18 protein-coding genes are annotated in these 19,520 nt (G+C 74.5%); 9 read left to right on the forward strand and 9 right to left on the reverse strand.

Annotated elements, in window-relative coordinates:
- Positions 1 to 109: 109 nt before the first annotated feature.
- Positions 110 to 1,786, forward strand: a complete 1,677-nt coding sequence (locus OU787_RS29520) for a phytoene desaturase family protein (protein ID WP_268661194.1) — start codon at positions 110 to 112, stop codon at positions 1,784 to 1,786.
- On the opposite strand, the gene egtD is transcribed toward OU787_RS29520, so the two are convergent.
- The 5 genes from egtD to OU787_RS29545 form a co-directional block, all read right to left on the reverse strand.
- Positions 1,783 to 2,769 carry an L-histidine N(alpha)-methyltransferase gene (egtD, locus tag OU787_RS29525; protein WP_268661195.1) on the reverse strand — a complete coding sequence of 329 codons (987 nt, stop codon included), beginning with the start codon at positions 2,767 to 2,769 and terminating at the stop codon, positions 1,783 to 1,785. The two genes, OU787_RS29520 and egtD, sit on opposite strands and share 4 nt — an antisense overlap.
- Entirely contained in the window at positions 2,766 to 3,542 is a 777-nt protein-coding gene (gene egtC, locus OU787_RS29530) for an ergothioneine biosynthesis protein EgtC (RefSeq protein ID WP_268661196.1), read from the reverse strand. Before egtC ends, egtD begins: the two co-directional genes overlap by 4 nt.
- Positions 3,542 to 4,891, reverse strand: coding sequence for an ergothioneine biosynthesis protein EgtB (gene egtB, locus OU787_RS29535; protein ID WP_268661197.1), 1,350 nt, complete (start codon positions 4,889 to 4,891; stop codon positions 3,542 to 3,544). The genes egtC and egtB overlap by 1 nt, the downstream gene beginning before the upstream one ends.
- Before the next feature lie 34 nt (positions 4,892 to 4,925).
- Positions 4,926 to 6,200: an ergothioneine biosynthesis glutamate--cysteine ligase EgtA gene (gene egtA, locus OU787_RS29540; protein WP_268661198.1), complete on the reverse strand. Its 1,275-nt coding sequence runs from the start codon at positions 6,198 to 6,200 to the stop codon at positions 4,926 to 4,928.
- Positions 6,201 to 6,343: 143 nt separating this feature from the next.
- Positions 6,344 to 7,450 carry an aminotransferase class I/II-fold pyridoxal phosphate-dependent enzyme gene (locus tag OU787_RS29545; RefSeq protein WP_268661199.1) on the reverse strand — a complete coding sequence of 369 codons (1,107 nt, stop codon included), beginning with the start codon at positions 7,448 to 7,450 and terminating at the stop codon, positions 6,344 to 6,346.
- A gap of 294 nt (positions 7,451 to 7,744) precedes the next feature.
- Here OU787_RS29545 and OU787_RS29550 point away from each other — a divergent pair, with 294 nt between their 5' ends.
- Positions 7,745 to 8,086: a hypothetical protein gene (locus OU787_RS29550; RefSeq protein WP_268661200.1), complete on the forward strand. Its 342-nt coding sequence runs from the start codon at positions 7,745 to 7,747 to the stop codon at positions 8,084 to 8,086.
- 64 nt (positions 8,087 to 8,150) lie between these two features.
- On the opposite strand, the gene OU787_RS29555 is transcribed toward OU787_RS29550, so the two are convergent.
- From OU787_RS29555 to OU787_RS29565, 3 genes are all read right to left on the reverse strand, one after another.
- The gene (locus OU787_RS29555; RefSeq protein ID WP_268661201.1) at positions 8,151 to 8,369 is read right to left on the reverse strand and encodes a DUF397 domain-containing protein; all 219 of its coding nucleotides are present in this window, start codon (positions 8,367 to 8,369) and stop codon (positions 8,151 to 8,153) included.
- Between the two features lie 75 nt (positions 8,370 to 8,444).
- Entirely contained in the window at positions 8,445 to 8,663 is a 219-nt protein-coding gene (locus tag OU787_RS29560) for a DUF397 domain-containing protein (protein WP_030460658.1), read from the reverse strand.
- Complete coding sequence (locus OU787_RS29565) at positions 8,653 to 9,486, reverse strand: helix-turn-helix domain-containing protein (protein WP_268661202.1); 834 nt, start codon at positions 9,484 to 9,486, stop codon at positions 8,653 to 8,655. The genes OU787_RS29560 and OU787_RS29565 overlap by 11 nt, the downstream gene beginning before the upstream one ends.
- A gap of 272 nt (positions 9,487 to 9,758) precedes the next feature.
- On the opposite strand from OU787_RS29565, the gene OU787_RS29570 reads away from it, so the two are divergent.
- From OU787_RS29570 to OU787_RS29580, 3 genes are all read left to right on the forward strand, one after another.
- A complete protein-coding gene (locus OU787_RS29570; protein ID WP_198545009.1) occupies positions 9,759 to 10,112 on the forward strand; it encodes a VOC family protein in 354 nt (117 codons plus the stop codon).
- Positions 10,113 to 10,198: 86 nt separating this feature from the next.
- Positions 10,199 to 11,227, forward strand: coding sequence for an alpha/beta hydrolase (locus OU787_RS29575; protein WP_268661203.1), 1,029 nt, complete (start codon positions 10,199 to 10,201; stop codon positions 11,225 to 11,227).
- 10 nt (positions 11,228 to 11,237) lie between these two features.
- Positions 11,238 to 11,984 (forward strand): helix-turn-helix transcriptional regulator, encoded by a 747-nt coding sequence (locus OU787_RS29580; protein WP_268661204.1) that lies wholly within the window; start codon positions 11,238 to 11,240, stop codon positions 11,982 to 11,984.
- 17 nt (positions 11,985 to 12,001) lie between these two features.
- On the opposite strand, the gene OU787_RS29585 is transcribed toward OU787_RS29580, so the two are convergent.
- Positions 12,002 to 13,720 (reverse strand): methyltransferase, encoded by a 1,719-nt coding sequence (locus OU787_RS29585; RefSeq protein WP_268661205.1) that lies wholly within the window; start codon positions 13,718 to 13,720, stop codon positions 12,002 to 12,004.
- Positions 13,721 to 14,317: 597 nt separating this feature from the next.
- Between OU787_RS29585 and OU787_RS29590 the strand changes: the two genes are divergently transcribed.
- The 4 genes from OU787_RS29590 to OU787_RS29605 all read left to right on the forward strand — a co-directional run bounded on the left by OU787_RS29590 (position 14,318) and on the right by OU787_RS29605 (position 19,495).
- Entirely contained in the window at positions 14,318 to 15,442 is a 1,125-nt protein-coding gene (locus OU787_RS29590) for a cytochrome P450 (RefSeq protein ID WP_051817038.1), read from the forward strand.
- 321 nt (positions 15,443 to 15,763) lie between these two features.
- Positions 15,764 to 16,909 (forward strand): glycine amidinotransferase, encoded by a 1,146-nt coding sequence (locus OU787_RS29595; protein ID WP_030460665.1) that lies wholly within the window; start codon positions 15,764 to 15,766, stop codon positions 16,907 to 16,909.
- 22 nt (positions 16,910 to 16,931) lie between these two features.
- Positions 16,932 to 18,257, forward strand: a complete 1,326-nt coding sequence (locus OU787_RS29600) for a hypothetical protein (protein ID WP_268661206.1) — start codon at positions 16,932 to 16,934, stop codon at positions 18,255 to 18,257.
- Entirely contained in the window at positions 18,245 to 19,495 is a 1,251-nt protein-coding gene (locus tag OU787_RS29605) for an MFS transporter (RefSeq protein ID WP_268661207.1), read from the forward strand. The genes OU787_RS29600 and OU787_RS29605 overlap by 13 nt, the downstream gene beginning before the upstream one ends.
- Positions 19,496 to 19,520 lie beyond the last annotated feature (25 nt).

Consider the following 19,520-nt stretch of genomic DNA (forward strand, 5'->3'; position numbering starts at 1 on the left):
CCCCGTACCGCCGTCCGGGGGCGGGACCGTAACCCTGCACGGCCGGGGGAGTTGTACCGCGGGCGGTGGATCCCCTCCGCCCCGGGCCGGTGCGGCGGAGGTGACGGACGTGGCGGAACGCGTGCTGGTGGGCAGGCCGCTGACGGCGGGCGCGGTCGCGGACCGGTACGACGCGGTGGTGGTCGGGTCCGGGGCGGGCGGCCTGACCACCGCGGTCTGCCTGGCCCGCCAGGGGCGCCGGGTGGCGGTGTTCGAGCAGCACTACACCGCGGGCGGCTACACCCACGCCTACCGGCGCCGCGGCTGGGAGTGGGACGTCGGGATCCACTACGTCGGCCAGTTGGGCCCGCGCGAACCGGTGCGGGTGCTCTCCGACTACCTGACCGGCGGCGCGCTGCGCTGGGCCCCGGTCGGCGACCCGTGCGACGAGTACCGGCTGGCCGGCGAGGTGCACCGGGGCCCGGTCGGCTTCGACGCCCACCGGGCCGAACTGACCGCCCGCTTCCCGGCCGAACGGGCCGGCATCGACGCCCTGTTCGCCCTGGTCGGGCGGTGCCGGGCGGTGCTCCCGGCGCTGGCGGTGGGCCGCCTCTCGGGCCCGGTGGCCCGCGGGCTGGCCCGCCTGCTGCGGACGGCCGCCGTACCCCCCGAGGCGATGCGCCCGGCCCGGGACGTGGTGGAAGGGCTGATCGCCGACGAGCGGCTGAGGCAGGCCGTCCTCACCCGCAGCGCCCTGCTGCTGGCCGACTCCACCGCCAAGCTGCCGTTCTTCCTGCTCGCCGTGATGTTCGAGCACTTCCGCACCGGCGCCTGGTACCCGGTGGGCGGCAGCGCCGCGATCGCCCGCGCGATGCTCGACCCGATCCGCGCCGCGGGCGGCGAGGTCTTCGTCCGGGCCCCGGTCGCCCGGATCGAACTGACCGGGACGCGGGCGACGGGCGTCCGGCTGGCGGACGGCACCCGGGTCCGGGCCCCGGTGGTGGTCAGCGCGGCGGGCGCGCACCACACCTACCGCACCCTGCTGCCCGCTCCGCGGCCGCCCGGCGTCCCGGAGCGCCCCGCCGCCCCCGACCCGCTGGACGGCATGCGGCGCGGATTCCCGTTCGTGGTGCTCTTCCTCGGCCTCGACGGCGACCCCGCGGAACTCGGCCTGCCCCGGCACAACCTGCTGGTCACCGACGGCGACTGCGACGCCTTCTTCGACGGCACCGGCGGACGCACCAGCGGCTGCTTCCTCTCCTTCTCCTGCGCCAAGGACCCCACCTGGACCGGCCGGTACCCCGGCCGGTCCACCGGCGAGATCCTCGCCTACGTCCGCCCCGAACTGTTCGCGCCCTTCCACGGCTCCCGCCACCGCCACCGGGACCAGGCCTACCTGGCGCTGAAGGCCGAACTCAGCGCCGAACTGCTCGACCTGCTCCACCGCCAACTGCCGTCCACCCGAGGCCGGGTGGCCTACCACGAACTCGGCACCCCGCTGACGGCCGAACACTTCGCCGGCTGGCCCGGCGGCAGCCTCTACGGGCTCGCCAAGGACGTCACGGCCTTCGGCGACGGCCGCACGCCCGGCCGGGCGGACCGGCTGCGCCCGCGCACCGCCGTCGACGGCCTCTACCTCTCCGGCCAGGACTGCCTGGCCGGAGGCTTCCTGGGCGCGGTCACCGGCGGCCTGCTCGCCGCGCACGAAGCGCTCGACCGCACCGGCCGCGCCCGCCTGTGGACGGGCCTGCTGCGTCAGGCCGCCCGCCCACCGGCCCCGCCGGAAGCCCCCTCGGGCAGGGCCTAGTCGGAGCCGTCCTCGAAGGGCCGGGACAGCGACAGCCCGAAGCGGCCCTCCCCGTCGGTCCACCAGTCGGTCAGCCGCAGGCTGGCGGCGAAGAGCTCGCGTTCGACGCGTTCGCGCCGGAACTTCGCGGAGACCTCGGTGCGGAGCTCCTCGCCGGCCTCGAAGTGCACGGGCAGGCCGAGTTCGGTGACCTTGACGGTCTGCTCGCGCAGCGAGCGCAGCCGCATCTCGATCCACTCGTTCTCGGCGTCCCAGAGGGCGACGTGCGCGAACTGCTCCGGCTCGAAGTCGGCGCCCAGCTCGCGGTTGAGCACCGACAGCAGATTGCGGTTGAACGCGGCGGTGACCCCGGCGGCGTCGTCGTAGGCGGCGACCAGGACGGCGGGGTCCTTGACCAGGTCGGTGCCGAGCAGCAGCCAGTCGCCGGGCATCAGCTGGGCCCGCAGGCCGGCCAGGAAGACGGTGCGTTCGGCGGGCAGCAGGTTGCCGAGGGTGCCGCCGAGGAAGACGACCAGGCGGGGGCCGCCGCCGTCGGGCAGGCCCAGGCCGTGGGTGAAGTCGGACAGCACGGCGGAGACCTCCAGCCCCGGGTAGTCGTCGATCAGCGACTTCCCGGCGGCCGCCAGGGCGCTCTCGCTGACGTCGACCGGGACGTAGCGCTCCAGGGTGCCCGCGGCGCGCAGCGCGTCGAGCAGCAGGCGGGTCTTCTCGGAGGAGCCGGAGCCGAGTTCGACCAGGGTGCGGGCCCCGGTGGCGGCGGCGACGGCGGCGGCGCGGTCGGCGAGGATCTCGCGCTCGGCCCGGGTCGGGTAGTACTCGGGCAGCCGGGTGATCTCCTCGAAGAGTTCGGAGCCGCGGGCGTCGTAGAACCACTTCGGGGGCAGCCGTTTGGGCCGGCCGCTCAGGCCCTCGCGGGCGTCGGTGCGCAGCGCGTGGTGCAGGTGGTCGGGGGGCAGCAGGCGGGTCAGCCGGTATCCGGTCATCGCGGGGCGTCCTCTCGGGTGCGCGGCCCGACGGGGGCCAGCGGGGTCAGCGAGCTGCCGGCCGCGTCGGCCACCAGCAGGGTGCGGTCGGGGACTTCGGACCAGCCGGGCCCGTCATCGAAGGGCTCGGAGGCGAGCAGCACGGAGCCGTCCGGGTCGCGGCGCTGGAACAGGGTGTCGCCCCACACCGTGGCGGCCAGCGAACTGCCGTCGGTGGCCAGCAGGTTGACCCGGGCGTCGGACAACTCGGCGGTCAGCAGGCAGACTTCGGCGAGCGCCTCGCCGAGTTTGACGCCCGCGCGCAGCCGGTTCAGCGCCAGCGCCCACAGCAGGGCCGAGTCGGTGCGCGCCTCCAGCTCCAACAGCTCGGTGGCGGGCAGCAGTTCGGCCAGCGGGGCGAAGGAGCGCGGCCAGCCGGGCAGCGCACCGTTGTGGCTGAACAGCCAGCGCCCGGCGGCGAACGGGGCGGCGGCCTGCGGCCCGGCGGCGCAGCCGGGGGTGGCGGAGCGGACGGCGCCGAGCACGGCGTGCGAGCTGACCACCCGGGCCAGGTCGGCGAGGTCGCCGTCGGCCCAGATCGGGCCCTCCCGTCGGTAGCGGGCCGGGCGCTCGTCCCCCTCCGCGTACCAGCCGACGCCGTAGCCGTCCGCGTTGACGGTGCCGTAGCGCTGCAGCCGGGGCGCCCAGGACTGGCGCAGCAGCCCGTGCGGCGGGTCGAGCAGGACCGAGCGGATCGGCACCGGCCGCCCCAGGTAGGCGAAGTGGCGGCACATCAGGCCCCGGCCCCCGTCCGGGGCTCGGCCGTCCTCGGCTCGGCGTCGCGCGCGGTGCGGAAGCCGGAGAAGATCTGCCGCCGCACCGGGTAGTCCCAGTTGCGGAAGGTGCCCCGGCAGGCGACCGGGGCGACCGCGAACGAGCCGCCGCGCAGCACCTTGTACTCGGGGCCGAAGAACACCTCCGAGTACTCCTTGTACGGCCAGGCCGTGAAGCCCGGGTAGCCGGTGAAGTCGCTGGCCGTCCACTCCCACACGTCGCCGATCAACTGCCGTGCCCCGCACGGCGCTTCACCCTCCGGGTAGGCGCCGACCGGGGCCGGGCGCAGGTGCCGCTGGCCCAGGTTGGCGTGCTCGGGGCCGGGGGAGGCGTCGCCCCACGGGAAGCGCCGGGAGCGGCCGGTGGCCGGGTCGTGCCGGGCGGCCTTCTCCCACTCGGCCTCGGTCGGCAGCCGCCGCCCCGCCCACCGGGCGTACGCGTCGGCCTCGTACCAGCTGACGTGCAGCACCGGCTCGTCCGCCGGGACGGGTTCGAGGCGGCCGAAGCGGCGGCGCAGCCACTGGCCGCCGTCCTGCTCCCAGAACAGCGGCGCCTCCAGGCCGGCCGACATCCGGTGCGCCCAGCCCTCGGGCGTCCACCAGCGCGGGTCCCGGTAGCCGCCGTCGGCCAGGAAGCGCTGGTAGGCGCCGGCCGAGACGGGCGTGGTGTCCAGCCAGAACGCGGGCAGCTCGACCGGGTGGGCGGGGCGCTCGTTGTCCAGCGCCCACGGCTCGGTGTCGGTGCCCATGGTGAACGGCCCGGCGGGGACCAGGACCTCGGCGGGCAGCGGGCCGGTGGCGGCGGGCGGCGGCGGGGCGTCCAGCACGGCCGGGCCGGTGCGCAGCTGGTGGGTGATCAGCATGGTCTCGTCGTGCTGCTGCTCGTGCTGGGCGATCATGCCGAAGGCGAACCCGGCGTCCAGCAGCGGCGCGCCCTCCAGCGGGGAGGCGGCCAGCAGGTCCAGCACCCGGCCGCGCACCTCGTGCGCGTAGGCGCGGGCCTCGGCGGGCGGCAGCAGCGGCAGCCGGGGACGCTCGGCCCGCGGGTGCTCGAAGGCGTCGTACAGCGGGTCGATCTCCGGGTGCATCGGGTCGCGGCCGCCCACGTTGCGCAGCAGCCACAGCTCCTCCTGGTTGCCGATGTGCGCCAGGTCCCACACCAGCGGCGACATCAACGGCGAGTGCTGGGCGACGAGTTCGGCGTCGTCGACGGCCTCGGTGAGCTGCCCGGTGCGCTCCCGGGCGGCGAGCAGTTCGACGGCGATCAGGTCGCGCAGCAGGGCGGGGTCGGTCCGGTCGGCGTTCAGCACGAGGTGGCCTCCTGCGGGGCGAAGGAGCGGGCGGTCAGCACGGGGCGTCCTCCTGGAGGGCGGGGGCGGCGCCGGTGCGCAGCGCGGTCAGCTGGTCGTCGGCCGGGCAGCGGCCCCGGGCCGGGTAGCGCTCGGCGAACTCGACCAGGTCGGCGCGCAGTCGCCCGCCCCGGCGGGCCAGCGCCCGTTCCGCGGCGGCGAAGCAGAGCAGCGCGGCGCGGCGCAGGTCCGGGTCGGCCATGCCGAGCGCGGCGGCCCGCCGCCACAGGCCCGAACGGGGCGCGCGGCTGCCCGCGTGGCCCAGCCGCTCCAGGGCGGCGCGGGCCTCGTCGGCCGCCACCGGGTCGTCCATCAGCGCGCTGACCAGGGCCAGCGGCACCCGCCAGCCCTCGCCGGGCTGGGCGTCGATCATCCGCAGTTCGAGGTGGCCGCGCGGGCGCACCGGCGGGAACAGCGTGGTGCGGTGGTAGTCCAGGTCGGCCAGCACCGCGGGCCGCTCGCCCGCGCCGCGCAGCCACTCGCGGAAGCTCAGCCCGGCCGGCGCGTCCCAGGGCAGCCCGTCCGGGCGGCGCACGCACAGCAGCGCGGCGTCCAGCACGTAGGCCGTCCAGGCCGCGCGCGGGTCGGCGGACGGCGGCGGGGCCAGCGTCCGGGAGGGGTCCATCCGGGACCACACCAGCTGCCGGGTCGACTTCCAGCCGGTCGGACGGCCCTCCAGCAGCGGCGAGTTGGCGAACGCGGCGACCAGCACCGGCCCCAACTCGTGCGCCAGGCGCCAGCGCTGCGCGTGGTCGGCCTCGGTGCCCGCGTCCACGCAGACCTGCACGGAGGCGGTGCCGGTCATCATGATCCGGCCCCACGGGCCGCCGCGGTCGAAGTAGTGCTCCATCGCCCGGTAGCGCGGGTGGGTGGCGAGCATCCGGCGCTCGCGGTCCATCGGATCGGTACCGCTGCCGGTCAGCCGCAGGCCCTCGGCGGCCAGCGCCGCCCGCAGCACCGCCTGGTCGGCGCTCAGTCCGGCCGCGCAGTCGGCCGGGTCGGCGGCGGGCGGGGAGCTGAGCTCGACCTGCCCGCCGGGTTCGCGCGTCAGCCGCGAGCCCGCCGGGAGCACCGGGCCGTCGGCCGAGTCGGGCAGCACCGCCAGCGCGGCCGCCACCCGGTCGGGATCCACCGGGGAGCCCGGACATCGGACGTCGTGGACGAACCACTCCGCCTCGACCCCGACCAGCGCCGGGGGCCCGATCTTGAAGCAGATGGCGCCCAGGTGCCGTTCGGCCGACGCCTCGGTCAACTCCGCCCGAAGCGTCACGCTGTGTACCGGATCGGCGGTCGGAGCGGCCTGTTGCGGACGTACAGATGTCACCGGGTTTCACCATCCCTCGGTTCGCGACTTGAGCCCGGTTGTTCCTGCTCAGTCTGCTCCGGGGCAAACCTCGATGCCGCCCGGATCGCCTATTCGCAGGTCAGCCGGGTGAGGGCGGTGCGGAGACGGTCCAACGGCAGGGCGAAATTCAGCCGCAGCCGCCCGGAACCGGCCGCTCCGAAATCCGCACCGTCCGCCAGCTCGACATGACGCTCGGTGAGCAGCTCCTCCCGGCTGCCGAGCCCCGCACCGTCCAGCCACAGCAGGTACGAGGACTGCGGACGGGCCAGCACCGCACCGCCCAGCGCCCCCACCGCCAACTCCCGGGCCCGCACCAGGTGCCCCAGCAGCCCGTCCAGCCACGGCCCGCCCTCGGCCAGCGCCGCCCGCTGCGCGACCGCCCCCAGCAGCCCGCCCTCCCACAGCCCGAAACCCGCCATCACCGCCGCCAGCCGCTCCCGCAGCCCCGCGTCCGGCACCAGCGCGAAACAGCTCGGCAGGCCCGAGACGTTGAAGGTCTTGCCGACCGAGTTCAGCGTCACCACGTTCGCCGCCCCGCCCGTCACCGCCACCGCGACCGGCTGCGCCGCGCCCGCGTCCGGGTGCCGCAGGTCGCCGTGCACCTCGTCCGAGACCAGCAGCCCCGGCGCGGCCGCCGCGGCCAGCGCCCGGACGTCCGCGGCCGGCCAGATCCGCCCGGACGGGTTGTGCGGGCTGCTCAGCAGCACCAGGCCCGGCCGGGCCGCCGCGACCTCGGCCAACGGCAGCCGGTACGGGTCGGCCGGATCGCCGGTCTCCAGCAGCGGCAGCTCCCGCACCGCCACCCCCGCCGCCCCGCAGACCCGGGCGAACCCGCCCCACTCCGGCGTCACGAACACCGCCGGACCGGACAGCGGCCGCACCGCCTCCAGCAGCAGCCGCACCGCCGTGCCCGGCGCGAACGGCAGCAGCATCACCCAGCCCGGATCCACCTCCACCCCGTGCCGCCGCCGGTACCAGTCCGCCACCAGCACCCGGTCCGCGGCCTCCGCCACCGGGTACCCGAACGCCGGATGCCCCGCCCGCACCCGCAACGCCGCCCCCACCGCGGGCGGCCCCGGCAGGTCCATGTCCGCCACCCCCATGGCGATCCGCCCCGCACCCGCCCGCGCCCACTTCGCGCTGCCCGTCCCCGCCCGCGAGAACCGTCCGAACACCGAGTGCTCCCTCCGTCGCCGCCGCCGTCCCCCTCACGCTAGGCCCGCACCGGTGAGCGGGGGCAGTGTGCGCGGCGGGCCGGGCCGTCGAGAACTGAATCGGTACGTGTCTGTGAACTGGCACTCAGTGAGGAATTTCGCCATGGATTACTTAAACATTGCTTAACAACTATCGGCTTTCGGAAACGTGGCCGGAATCCCTGGACAACGTTGTCCGATGCCGCGCAGACTGGACCCACCCATCGCACCCGTGGTCGAACCGCGGTAGGCCGGACCCACCTTGCGAGGCACCCCATGCCGAAGAACAGCACCGCCATCTACCTGCGCTGCTACCCCGAGGACCGCTGGGAGATGATGTCCCACCGCCACGCCCTCGAGGGCCTGGCCGACCGCCGCGGACTGGCCCGCCCGATCCTCTACCTGGACAACGGCACCCGCTCCACCGAACGCGCCCCCCGCCTCGAACACCTGCTCGCCGACATCGCCGTCGGCTGGGTCGACACCGTCCTGATCCCCGGCACCTGGGTCTTCGCCCTCTGCCCCACCACCGCCCGCACCACCGCCGACCGGATCCGCACCACCGGCGCCCACCTGATCGAAATGACCTCCCCCCGCGCCATCCTCCAAGCCGCCTGACCACCCGAAACGACACGAGGCCCCTCGCGGAGGAAGGGCCTCGGGCGGCGGGTGGGCGGGGGAGTCAGACCTCGCCGAACTCTCCGGCGGCGGCGGCGCGGCAGAAGGCGTTCCACACGGCGGGCGGGAAGGTCAGGATCGGGCCCCGGGGGTCTTTTGAGTCCCGGACGTGGCCCGGGTGGGCGTCGTCGACTTCGATGCACTGACCGCCGTCCGAGTTGCTGTAACTGCTCTTGCGCCAACGGCGGTCATCGGCAGGTGACTTGAGGTCGGCATGAGCCATCGGGGGTCAGTCCTTCCTCGTGGGGCGAGGCCCCTCGCGGAGGAAGGGGCCTCGGGCGGCGGGTGGGTGGGGGAGTCAGACCTCGCCGAACTCTCCGGTGGCGGCGGCGTGGCAGAAGGCGTTCCACGCGGCGGGCGGGAAGGTCAGGATCGGGCCCTGGGGGTCCTTGGAGTCCCGGACGTGGCCGGGGTGGGCGTCGTCGACTTCGATGCACTCGCCGCCGTCGGAGTTGCTGTAGCTGCTCTTGCGCCAACGGCGTTCATCCGTGGGTGACTTGAGGTCGTCATGAGCCATCGGGGATTAGTCCTTCCATCGCAGCTCTGATCAGTCGCTCGGACTCGGCCTTGGACAGCGCCTGAGCCCTCAATAGATCGTAGAGTGCCCGGCGTTCTGCTACATCACGCTCTTCTTCGAAGAAGACTCCGGCCCGGGTGCTCTCCTCGTATGCCACCTGCCGGTTGTCCTCCAGCCTGAGGATGGACATGGAGGAGGTCTCGGAGTGGACGCCGGCGGAGAAGGGGAGCACCTGCACCACGACGTTCGACAGTTGAGCCGCCGTAAGGATGGCGGTCAGCTGCTCCGTCATCTCGGCCGGAGTCCCGATCTGACGGCGGATCGCGGCCTCGTCGAGGATGAACCAGTACCGGCACTCTGCGCTGTTGTACATGCGGATCTGTCGTTCAAGCCGAGCCTGGACCCGCTGCTCGACCTCTTCGTCCGGGCCATAGGGGATGCCGGAACGGAGGATGCGCCGGGCACAGGCTTCGGTCTGGAGCAGGCCGTGGATACCAGGGCTGTAGGACTCGTACACCCTGGCGCTGTCGGCCAGGGAAAGGAACTCCTGGTACTTCGCGGGATGGCTTTCCTGTCGGGCCAGCGGGAACATCCGGGCGAAGAAGCCGTCGGTCATGAGGACGCTGTCGAGCTGCTCCGAAAGGCTGTCGGGAACCCTGATGTCCCCGTTCTCCACCCGGGACATCGTGCTCGGGGAGAAGTGCACCTCCTCGGCAAGCCTGGCCAGTGACCACCCCCGCTCCGTCCGGAGCCGTCGGATCTCGGCGCCGTAGAAGTGCCGGGCGCTCTTGCTCGGATCCACCTCGCGTTCCGGCCAGGCCATGTCCGCCCCTTTCCCCAGATGCTTCGTGAGGCTCCGTCGACACGCGCAGAAGCGGAGAGCCCCGCCCTTCCGACTTTCCGATCCTTCACAGCGTAGCGCCGATCAGCGACCGCCGGAGCACGGACAGTGACCATCGTGGAGGCCAAACGCCCTGCGGAGCACCGCGCCTGACGAGCCGTCATGTCTTCCGCTCCTGCCGGCTCGTTCAACCGGCGGCCGATGGAGATCGTCCCTGCTCAGAGGGGTGGTCGGCCTTGTCTATGCTCATCTCCATGGCACTTGAATGGGAACAGATCATGGTCGACTCCGCCGACCCCATCACCCTCGGACGCTGGTGGGCCGAGGCTCTCGGATGGGTCGTGGTCGACGAGACCGAGGAGATCATCGAGATCCGGCCCGAGCCGGACCGGATGCCGGGGCTGCTCTTCGTCGGCGTCCCCGAGGGCAAGACGACGAAGAACAGGCTCCACCCCGATTTCCGCCCCGACGACCAGGAGGCCGAGGTCTCCCGGCTGATCTCCCTCGGCGCCCGGCGCGTCGACCCCGTGCAGGACGGGCAGCACTGGGTGACCCTGCTCGACCCGGAGGGCAACGAGTTCTGCGTCCTGAGTGCACCGAAGGGCTGAGCGGGCCCCGGCAGCCCGCCCAGTGACCCGGATCACCCGGAAAGGGTGACACGCCGCTGTCGCCACGCCCCGGCATCGTCTGCGGCATGACGACGACGCACCGCACCACGCCCGACTTCCCCGACTGCCCTAACTTCCCCGACTTCCTGCGCGGCGAGCCCCTCGACGGGCACCCCCTGCGCGCCCACCTGCGGGACCTCGACTGCCTGGAGGAGACGCTCGCCTTCAACCGGGCCTTCGAACGGGCCGCGGGCAGCCGGCCCGTCCGCCGCGGACCGCTCGACGCGGAGACGCTCGCCCGGCTGCGCCGCAACCGGCTCGGGGGTGACACGCCGCCCCGGCGTCTTCCGCAGGCCCGGGACCGGCGGCTCCCGGGCGGGGTGCGGGTCCGGGTGCTCGATCCCGGCAGCCCCGAGGGCGTCCTGCTCCATCTGCACGGCGGGGGCTGGGCGTTCGGGTCGGCGGACGGGCAGGACGAGCGGCTGTGGGAGCTGGCCCGGGGGGCCCGGCTGGCCGTCGTCAGCGTCGAGTACCGGCTCGCCCCCGAACACCCCTACCCCGCCGCCCCCGACGACTGCGAGCGTGCCGCCCGCTGGCTCGCCGAGCACGCCGTCGCCGAGTTCGGCACCGACCGGCTGCTGATCGCGGGGGAGTCGGCCGGCGCGCACCTCGCCGTCCTCACCCTGCTGCGCCTGCGGGCGGAGCATCCCGGGGCCTACTGCGGAGCCCAGTTGGCCTTCGGCCCCTACGACCTGGCCATGACCCCCAGCCAGCGCAGCTTCGGCGACCGTGCGCTGCTGAGCAACACCCGCAGTCTGCAAGGGAGTTACGAGATGTTCAGCCCCGGCACCGATGCCGGGCGGCGCCGTGACCCGGCGCTGTCCCCGCTCTACGCGGACCTCGCCGGTCTGCCGCCGGCCCGGCTCGTGGTCGGCACCGAGGACCCGCTGCTGGACGACTCGGTGCTGCTGGCCCGGCGCTGGCGGGAGGCGGGCGGGGCGGCCCGGCTCGACGTGGTGGCCGGGGCGATGCACGGCTTCACCCTCTACCCGCTCACCGTCACCGACCGCGAACGCCGCCGCGAGCGGGAGTTCCTCGCCGCCGCGGGCCGGTAGGGTCCTCCGGGTGAACCGAACGGCCCGCCTGTACGCCCTGGTCGAGGAGTTGCGGGCCGCCGCGCCCCGCCCGCTGACCGTCGCCCGGCTGGCGGCCCGGTTCGAGGTCGCCACCCGCACCGTCCAGCGCGACCTCCAGGCCCTGATGGCCGCGGGCCTCCCCGTCCGGTCCGTCACCGGACGGGGAGGCGGCTGGTCCATCGACCCGCGCACCACCCTGCCGCCGGTCCGGTTCACCGCGCAGGAGGCCGCCGCGCTCACCGTCGCGCTCGCCGCCACCGACCACGGCGCGCCCTACGCCGCCGCGGCCCGCACCGCCGCGCAGAAACTCGCCGCCGTCCTGCCCGCCGACGCCGCCGCCACCGCCCGCGACCTGGCCCGCCGGATCGTCGCCCTCCCCGCGGCACCCGCCCCGCCCGGCGCCGCCGCCCACCGGGCCGCCGTCGAACACGCCCTCGCCACCGGCACCGTGCTGCGCCTGCACTACGCCGACGCCGCCGGGCGGAGCAGCGAACGCCTGGTCGAACCGGCCGGGCTGCTCACCGCGGGCGGCCACTGGTACCTGATCGCCTGGTGCCGGACCCGCCGGGCCGGCCGCGGCTTCCGCCTCGACCGGATCACCGGCGCCGACCCGACCCCCGAACCGGCCGGCCCGCACGACCTCGCCGCGCTGCTGCGCGGTTCGGCCGCGGCGGGCGCCAGGCCGCCCGCCGCGCTCGGCGCACTTGACGTCATCGACGTACTCGACGGGCAGTGAGGTGAGCTGGCGGAGCGTCAGATCCGGGAAGCGGGGGCGGACTTGCGCACGTGCAGGACGTGGGCGTCCAGCGGCAGCGGGTCGTGGCCGACCAGTTCCAGCCCCGCGTCCGCGAACAGCCGGGCGTAGTGCTCCGCGGTGCGTTCCCGGCCACCCACGTTGCAGCGCATGTGCAGGTCCCAGGCGGTGGCCAGGGAGGGGGAGTCGTCCTCGGGGAGCAGCCGTTCCACCACCAGCAGGTCCGCGTGCGCGGGCATCGCGGCCGACAGGTGCCGCAGGATCTCCCGGCAGCGTTCGTCCGTCCAGTCGTGCAGCACCCGCGAGAGCACGTACACGTCCCCGCCCGGCGGGACGTCCGCGAACTCGCCCGGCAGGCACTCCGTCCGGTCGCCGCAGCCCGCTTGGGCCAGGAACTCCCGGGCCGCGTCCGCGACCTGCGGGCGTTCCAGCAGCGCGCCGTGCAGCGCCGGGTGCGCGGTCAGCAGCCGGGTCAGCAACTCGCCGGTGCCGCCCGCCAGGTCGACCACCGTGCGCGGTGCGCCGGGGGTGGAGGCGGCGGCCGCGGCCCGCACCGCCGGGTGGTTCGGCAGCGGGTCGAACATCCGGGTGCTCGCCGCCATCGACCGGTCGAACAGCTCGGCCAGGTACGGGTCCCGGGCGAAGTGGTCGAAGTGGTTCTCGCCGAACAGCCGGTCGAACGCCACCTGCCCGGTCCGGACCGTCCCGGCCAGCTCGCCGAACGACCGGTAGAACGGCCCCGCGTACAGCAGCGCCAGCGGCCGCAGCGAACCCGGCGCGTCGGCCCGCAGCAGTTCCCCGGACGGGGCGAGCCGGAAGCCGCCGCCGTCCTGGACCACCGCGCCCAGCATCGCCAGGTACCGCAGCAGCGAGCGCAGGGTCTCCGGGTCCGCCCCCACTGCCTGGGCCAACTGCTCAGCACTGCGCGGGAGTTGCTGGTCCATCGCCTCCGGGACGCCCAGCTCGGCGAAGGCCGCCAGCGCCTGCGTGGTCCACGCCCCGGTCAGCTGCCGCAGCAGCGCCTCGGCGGGCTGCCCGGCGCGGTGCCGGGCCAGGTGCTCCGCCAGCAGCTCCCGGTGGTCGCCGGGCGCGTACAGCTCGACCCGGGCGAAGCCCGCCTTCGAGCCGGCCGGTGCGGTGAAGTACAGCACCGTGCCGTCCTCGTGCGGGTTGTAGCCGCCGCCGTCCGGGCGCGCGCCGTGCCGCTCCCACAGCGCGCACAGGCCGCGCAGCACCAGCGGGTCGGGGCGGTCCACCTCGAAGCCGAGGTGCGCCTCGTGCTGCAACTCCCTTTCCAACTCGGCGAGTTCGGACAGGTCGGAGCCCGGCGGCACGGCCAGCGCGAACACCTCGACCACCCGCTGCTCGCCGTCCGCCCCGGTCACCGGCGGCCGCAGGATGCCCACCTCCAGCCCCGGGGCGTCCCGGCCGTGCCGGGCCGCCAGCCGCTCCCGCACCACCGTGCTCGGCCGGGCCGGGGCATCGGCCGGCAGCCCGGCGTCGGCGAGCATCCGGTGCAGCGCGCCGGCGTCCGGCGGGAAGACCAGCAGCGCGGTGTGCGCGAACCGGCAGCGGTCGGTCAGTGCCCGCAGCTCCACCCCGTCCAGCCCGGGCAGCAGGGCGCGCAGCAGGGCGGCGGTGTCGTGCCGGCGGACGTGCTCGGCGGCGGCCCGGAGCAACTCCGTGTCGGTGGCGGGCGCGGCGGCGGTGGTGGTCATGGCGAAGTGTCCTCCGGCAGGGTCAGGGAGCGGGTGATGCGTGGGCGAAACGTTTCTGGCGGGGGAGGGGTGAGAGGAGGACGCGCCACCGACGCGAGCGCGAGCGCGAACGCGGGCGCGGGCAGGAGCGGGCGCGGGCACGGGCGCGGGTGGGCACGGGTAGGCCCGAGCAGCGTGCATGCGTGCGTGCGTGCGGATGCGCAAGGCGCCGTCCCCCGATGTTCCCCCGAATCGGTCTGACGCGACGTCAGCCCCGGTGATCCTAACCGCAGTCGGAGCGGCGCCCGGCCCGGCTTCACCCGATCGGCCCGCCGCCCGCACCGACCCGCCGCGAGCCCCGGCCGCGGCGCGCGACACTTCCGGACATTTGCGGACGGAATACTTCCGTCCGGTGCTATCGCAATACTTTCCTGGGGACTCTTGCCAGGGTCATGTCGCATTGATAAATTCGCTTACGGCGCACAAGACCGGTCCGGCGACAGACGATCATTCCTGGCGCATTCATCATGCGGACCAAATCATCACCAACTCCTTGCAAAACAGGCAACCGTTGGGAATTGTGCTGTGGACCCGCACTACGATCCGCTGGATCCGGCCATGCTCGAAAATCCCTATCCGCACTACGCCCGGCTGCGCGAAGAACACCCGATCTTCTGGCACGAGGGCATGAAGTCCTGGGTCCTGACCCGCTACCAGGACTGCCGGGACGTGCTGCGCAACCACGAGGTGTTCGCCCGCGACCGGCGGCGCACCGGGGAGGAGATCCCCGAGTTCCGCCAGAGCCTGCAGACCCTCGACCCGCCCGCGCAGGCCCCGATGCGCTCACTGATCATGAACGCGTTCCACGCCCAGGACCTGCCGGGAGTGGGACTGCGCGCCAGACGGCGCACCGCGGGAATCCTCGACGCACTCGCCGAGCGCGATTCCTTCGACCTGATGCGTGAAGTCGCCGCACCGCTCGCGCTTTCCATCACCGCCGACCTGCTGGGCGTCCGGGAACCCGATCCTGATGATTACGCCGAGATATCCGCGGCCATCGCCGAACGCATGGACGCCGGCCTCAAGCCCGAGAACGCCGCCCGCGGCGACCGCGCCAGAACCAGGCTGAACGCGCTGGCCGAGGAGTGGTTCGCCGACGCGGACGACCGGCCCGGGGTGCTCCGGGACGTCAAGCAGCGGGCCGTCAAGGCCGACCTCCCGCCGCACTACATCTCCAACAGCACCGGCATGATGTTCAACGCCAGCTACGGCACGGTCTACGCCACGGTCGGCAACGTGGTCCTCACCCTCCTGCAACGCCCCGGCCTGCTCCAGGAGTTCGAGGACGCGCGACTGCTCACCCCCGGCGTCAACGAGCTGATCCGCTACGACGGCCCCGCCCAGGGCACCAGCCGGGTCGCCACCCGGACGGTCGAGATCCACGGCACGACCGTCCGGCCCGGACAGATCGTGCTGACCCTGATGGCGGCGGCCAACCGCGACCCGCGCGAATTCCCCCACCCCGACACCCTGCTGCTCGACCGCACCCCCAACCGTCACCTGGGGTTCGGCTGGGGAACGCACGCGTGCGTCGGGGCCGTGTTCGGCCAGGTGGCGATACGGGAGCTGATCGTCTGCCTGCTCGGCGCACCCGGGAGGCTCCGCCTCGCGGGCCCGCCGACCCGGCGCCCGACGGCGACCGTTCGCAGCCTGGACGTGCTCCCGGTCGCCATCGACCGGTGAGCAGTCCGGCAGCCCGCCCCCGACAGGGGCCCCGGCAGGGAAGGAGCGCGCCATGAGCTACGACCACTGAACCCCGTCCCGCAGCACCGACCGAGCAGACGTTGTGAACAGGCGTCGTGAACGGACGTCATGAGCGGACGCCGTGAACAGGCGTCGTGAGCAGACGTCAGACGTGGGGCCGGCGCACCGCCCGACGCGGCACGCCGGCCCCACCCACGGACCAGCCCACGGCCCCACCCACGGATCAGCCCACGGCCCCACCCACGGACCCGCCCACCAGGCGAAAGTGACCAGCCAGCCCACCACGCGAAAGAGTGGCCCATGCAGCTGAACAGCCATGACGAGTGGTCGCCGCTGAAGGAGATCGTCGTCGGCTCCGCCGCGAACTACACCTCGCACGACCGCGAGCTCTCCTTCGACCTGTTCTTCCACGAGAACCTGTTCCGTTCCGACTGGGCCTACCCCCGGCTGCGCCAGAACGCCCACGGCCCGGTCGGCGACCGCGCCTGGCGGATCAAGCAGCAGTACGCGGAGGAACTCCACGAGGACGTCGAGGGCCTGGCCGACACCCTCACCGCCCTCGGCGTCACCGTGCACCGCCCCGTCCCGCTGCCCCCCGACGCGGACCCGATCGCCGGGTTCGGCTGGAACGCCGCCCCGGTGCCGCCGCTCAACCTGCGCGACAACACGCTGATCCTCGGCGACGAGATCATCGAGACCGCGCCCGCCATCCGCTCCCGCTACCTGGAGACCCGGCTGCTGGCCCCGGTCTTCACCGAGTACTTCCGGCGCGGCGCCCGCTGGTCCACCATGCCGCGGCCGGTCCTCACCGACGCCTCCTTCGACCTCTCCTACGCCCGCGACACCGAGACCACCCTCGGCGGGCCGACCGAACCGATCTCCGCCCCCCGACCCTCCCCGTACGACGTCGGGTTCGAGATGATGCTCGACGGCGCTCAGTGCCTGCGGCTCGGCCGCGACCTCATCGTCAACATCGCCAACGCCAACCACGCCGCCGCCTGCGACTGGCTGGAACGCCACCTCGGCGGCACCCGCCGCGTCCACCGGGTGCACCGGATGAGCGACAACCACATCGACAGCATGCTGCTGGCCCTGCGCCCCGGCCTCTTCCTGGCCCGCCACGAGGGCCTGCGCGACCTGCTGCCGGAACCCTTCCGCCGCTGGAAGCTGATCGTGCCGCCACAGCCCGAGGAGGCCAACTTCCCGGTCTACGACGACGGCGACCTGGTCCTGACCACCCCCTACATCGACCTCAACGTCCTCTCGGTCGGCCCCGACCGGGTCCTGGTCAACGAGGCGTGCCCGGAACTCGTCAAGGTCCTCGAACACGAGGGCTTCACGGTCGTCCCGGTCCGGCACCGGCACCGGCGGCTGTTCGGCGGCGGCTTCCACTGCTTCACCCTGGACACCGTCCGCACCGGCGGGCTCGAAGACTACGCGGCCTGAACCGGCGGAACGGGACCACGACATGCGCCTGCTGATCGCCAACGAGGTCGACCCGATGCTGTCCTGGGTCGACTTCCGGTCCTACTCGCAGCGGCTGCTCTGGTTCGCCGAGGACGGCGACGTCCTGGTGCTGCCCGTCGCGCCGCCCGCCGCCTTCCTGCGGCACGCCACCTCGCTCACCGGAACCGACCCGGCCTCGCTGACCTTCCTGGTCCCGCCGCCCGGCCGCTACCAGGGCAAGGTGATCGACCCCTACAGCCTGCTCGACCCGGACTTCCTGGACCGGACCGCCGAAGCGCTCGCCGCCGCCCCCGGCCCCGCCACCGGCCTGCTGTCCTGCTGGCCCAGCCCGCTCGTCCCGCGCTACGCCGCCGCCCTGGGCCTGCGCCACCTGGTGCCCGGCGCCGCCTTCATCGACCAGGGCGGCGGCGAACTCGCCAACAGCAAGGCCGAGTTCCGGGCGATCGCGGCCGCCGCCGGCGTCCCGACCGCCCCCGGCGCGGTCTGCCGCAGCAGCCACGAGGCCGCCCGGGAGATCCCCCGGCTGCTGGCCGGCACCGGCGCCGTCCTGGTCAAACAGGCGCACAACGGCGCCGGCGCCGGCAACCAGCTCGTGGTCCGCGACGACGACCACCGCACCGACCACGTCGGCGCGAAACTCCTGCACCGCCTCGCACCCGGCCCCGACGCGATCGCCCACTACCTCGCCGAACACTGGGCCTGGGCCTCCCGGGACGACCGCTACCCCGTGGTGGTCGAGGAGTTCCAGCCCGCCTCGCGCACCGTCTACGCCGAGTACCTGGCCGAGGACACCGGCGTCCGCCCCACCGCCACCGGCGAACTCGATTACCGGGAACGGCGGTTGGTCCGCGAATCCACCCCCGCCCGCGGCCTCCCCGCCGACGTCCGGCAACGGCTGCTGGCCGGCGCCGCCCGGCTCGCCGAGGCCTACCGCTCCCTCGGCTACCGCGGCCACCTCAGCGCCGACGCCGTCGTCGACGCCACCGGCCGCCTGGTCTTCACCGAACTCAACGCCCGCGTCACCGGCTCGCTCCACCTCTACGGGCCGATCGCCGGCCGGGTCGTCGACACCACCCGCCACCCCGGACTCAGCGTCACCCAGCACCGCACCCCCGCCCACTGGCCCGCCCTCGACCTCGACGACTTCCTCGCCGCCGCCACCGCGGCCGACTGCGCCTACCGCCCCGAGACCCGCCGCGGCGTCCTGGTCTCGCTGCCCTCCGTCCCCGGCGTCCGCGGCGGCTTCGACTTCTGCGTCGTCCACCGGGACCGGGCCGAGGAGGACGACGTCCTGCGGCGCCTGGACGGGGCACTGTGCCCGTCCTGACCACCCGGCTGCTCCTCGACACCGCGCCGCTGCGCGACTCACCCGCCTTCCGGCGGCTCTGGCTCGGCCAGGGTCTCTCCCAGATCGGCGGGCAGATGACGGTGTTCGCCGTCGCCCTCCAGGTCTACCGGCTCACCGGCAGCTCCGCCGCGGTCGGCGCGCTCGGCCTGGCGGTGGCCGTCCCCGTGGTGCTGTTCGCCGCCGTCGGCGGCAGCCTCGGCGACCGCACCGACCGCCGCCGCCTGGTGCTGTGGACCAGCAGCCTGCAGGCCGGCGTCTCCGTGCTGTTCGCCGCCCAGGCCCTGGCCGGCCTGCACTCGACCGGCCTGCTCTACCTGCTGGTCGCCCTGCAGTCCCTGGTCGGCAGCGTCAACGCCCCCGCCCGGCGCGCCTGCACCCCCCGGCTGCTGCCCCGCCGCCAACTGGCCGCCGCCGCCGCACTGAACGCCCTGACCATGCAGTTCGGCGCGGTCGCCGGACCGGCCTGCGCCGGACTCGCCGCCGCCACCTGGGGCCTGACCGCCTGCTACCTGCTGGACGCGCTCAGCTTCGCGGCCGCGCTGTACGGCATCGCCCGGCTCCCCGCCATGCCGCCGCAGGGCGACCGCCCGCCCGGCCGCCTCGCCGGAGCCGGCGAGGCCCTCGCCCTGGTACGGAGCCGGGGCGAACTCGCCGGGGCGTTCCTCGCCGACCTGTGCATCGCCCTGGTCGCCTCGCCCGCCGCCCTGCTGCCCGCGCTCTGCGCCGAACGCTTCGGCGGCCACCCGCAGACCCTCGGCCTGCTGGCCGCCGCCGGCGCGGTCGGCGGCGTCCTCGCCTCCGCCTGCTCCGGCCCGGCCGGCCGGATCGCCCGCCCCGGCGGCGCCGCCCTGCTCTGCTGCGCCGCGTACGGCGCGACCGTCGCGGCCCTCGCCGTCACCAGGAGCCTGGAGACCGCACTGCTGCTGCTTGCCCTCGCCGGAGCCGCCGACACCCTGGCGGTGGTCTTCCACTCCACGGTCGTCCAACTCAGCACCCCCGACCGGCTGCGCGGCCGGATCAGCGCGGTCGAGTTCGTGGTCGGCGTCGGCGGCACCCAGCTCGGCCGGCTCCGGGCCGGCACGCTTGGCGCCCTGCTCGGCACCGGCACCGCGATGCTCGGCGGCGGCCTGGCCGCAGTGGCCGCGGCCGCCCTGGTCAGCGTCGCCGCACCGGCCTTCACCCACTACCGCGCCGCCGACGCCCCGGCCGAGGCGTGAGCGCGAGACGACCAGGAGGACTGCC

Origin of the sequence: Kitasatospora sp. YST-16, from assembly GCF_026802215.1 — a bacterium.
Classification (GTDB): Bacteria; Actinomycetota; Actinomycetes; order Streptomycetales; family Streptomycetaceae; genus Kitasatospora; species Kitasatospora cineracea.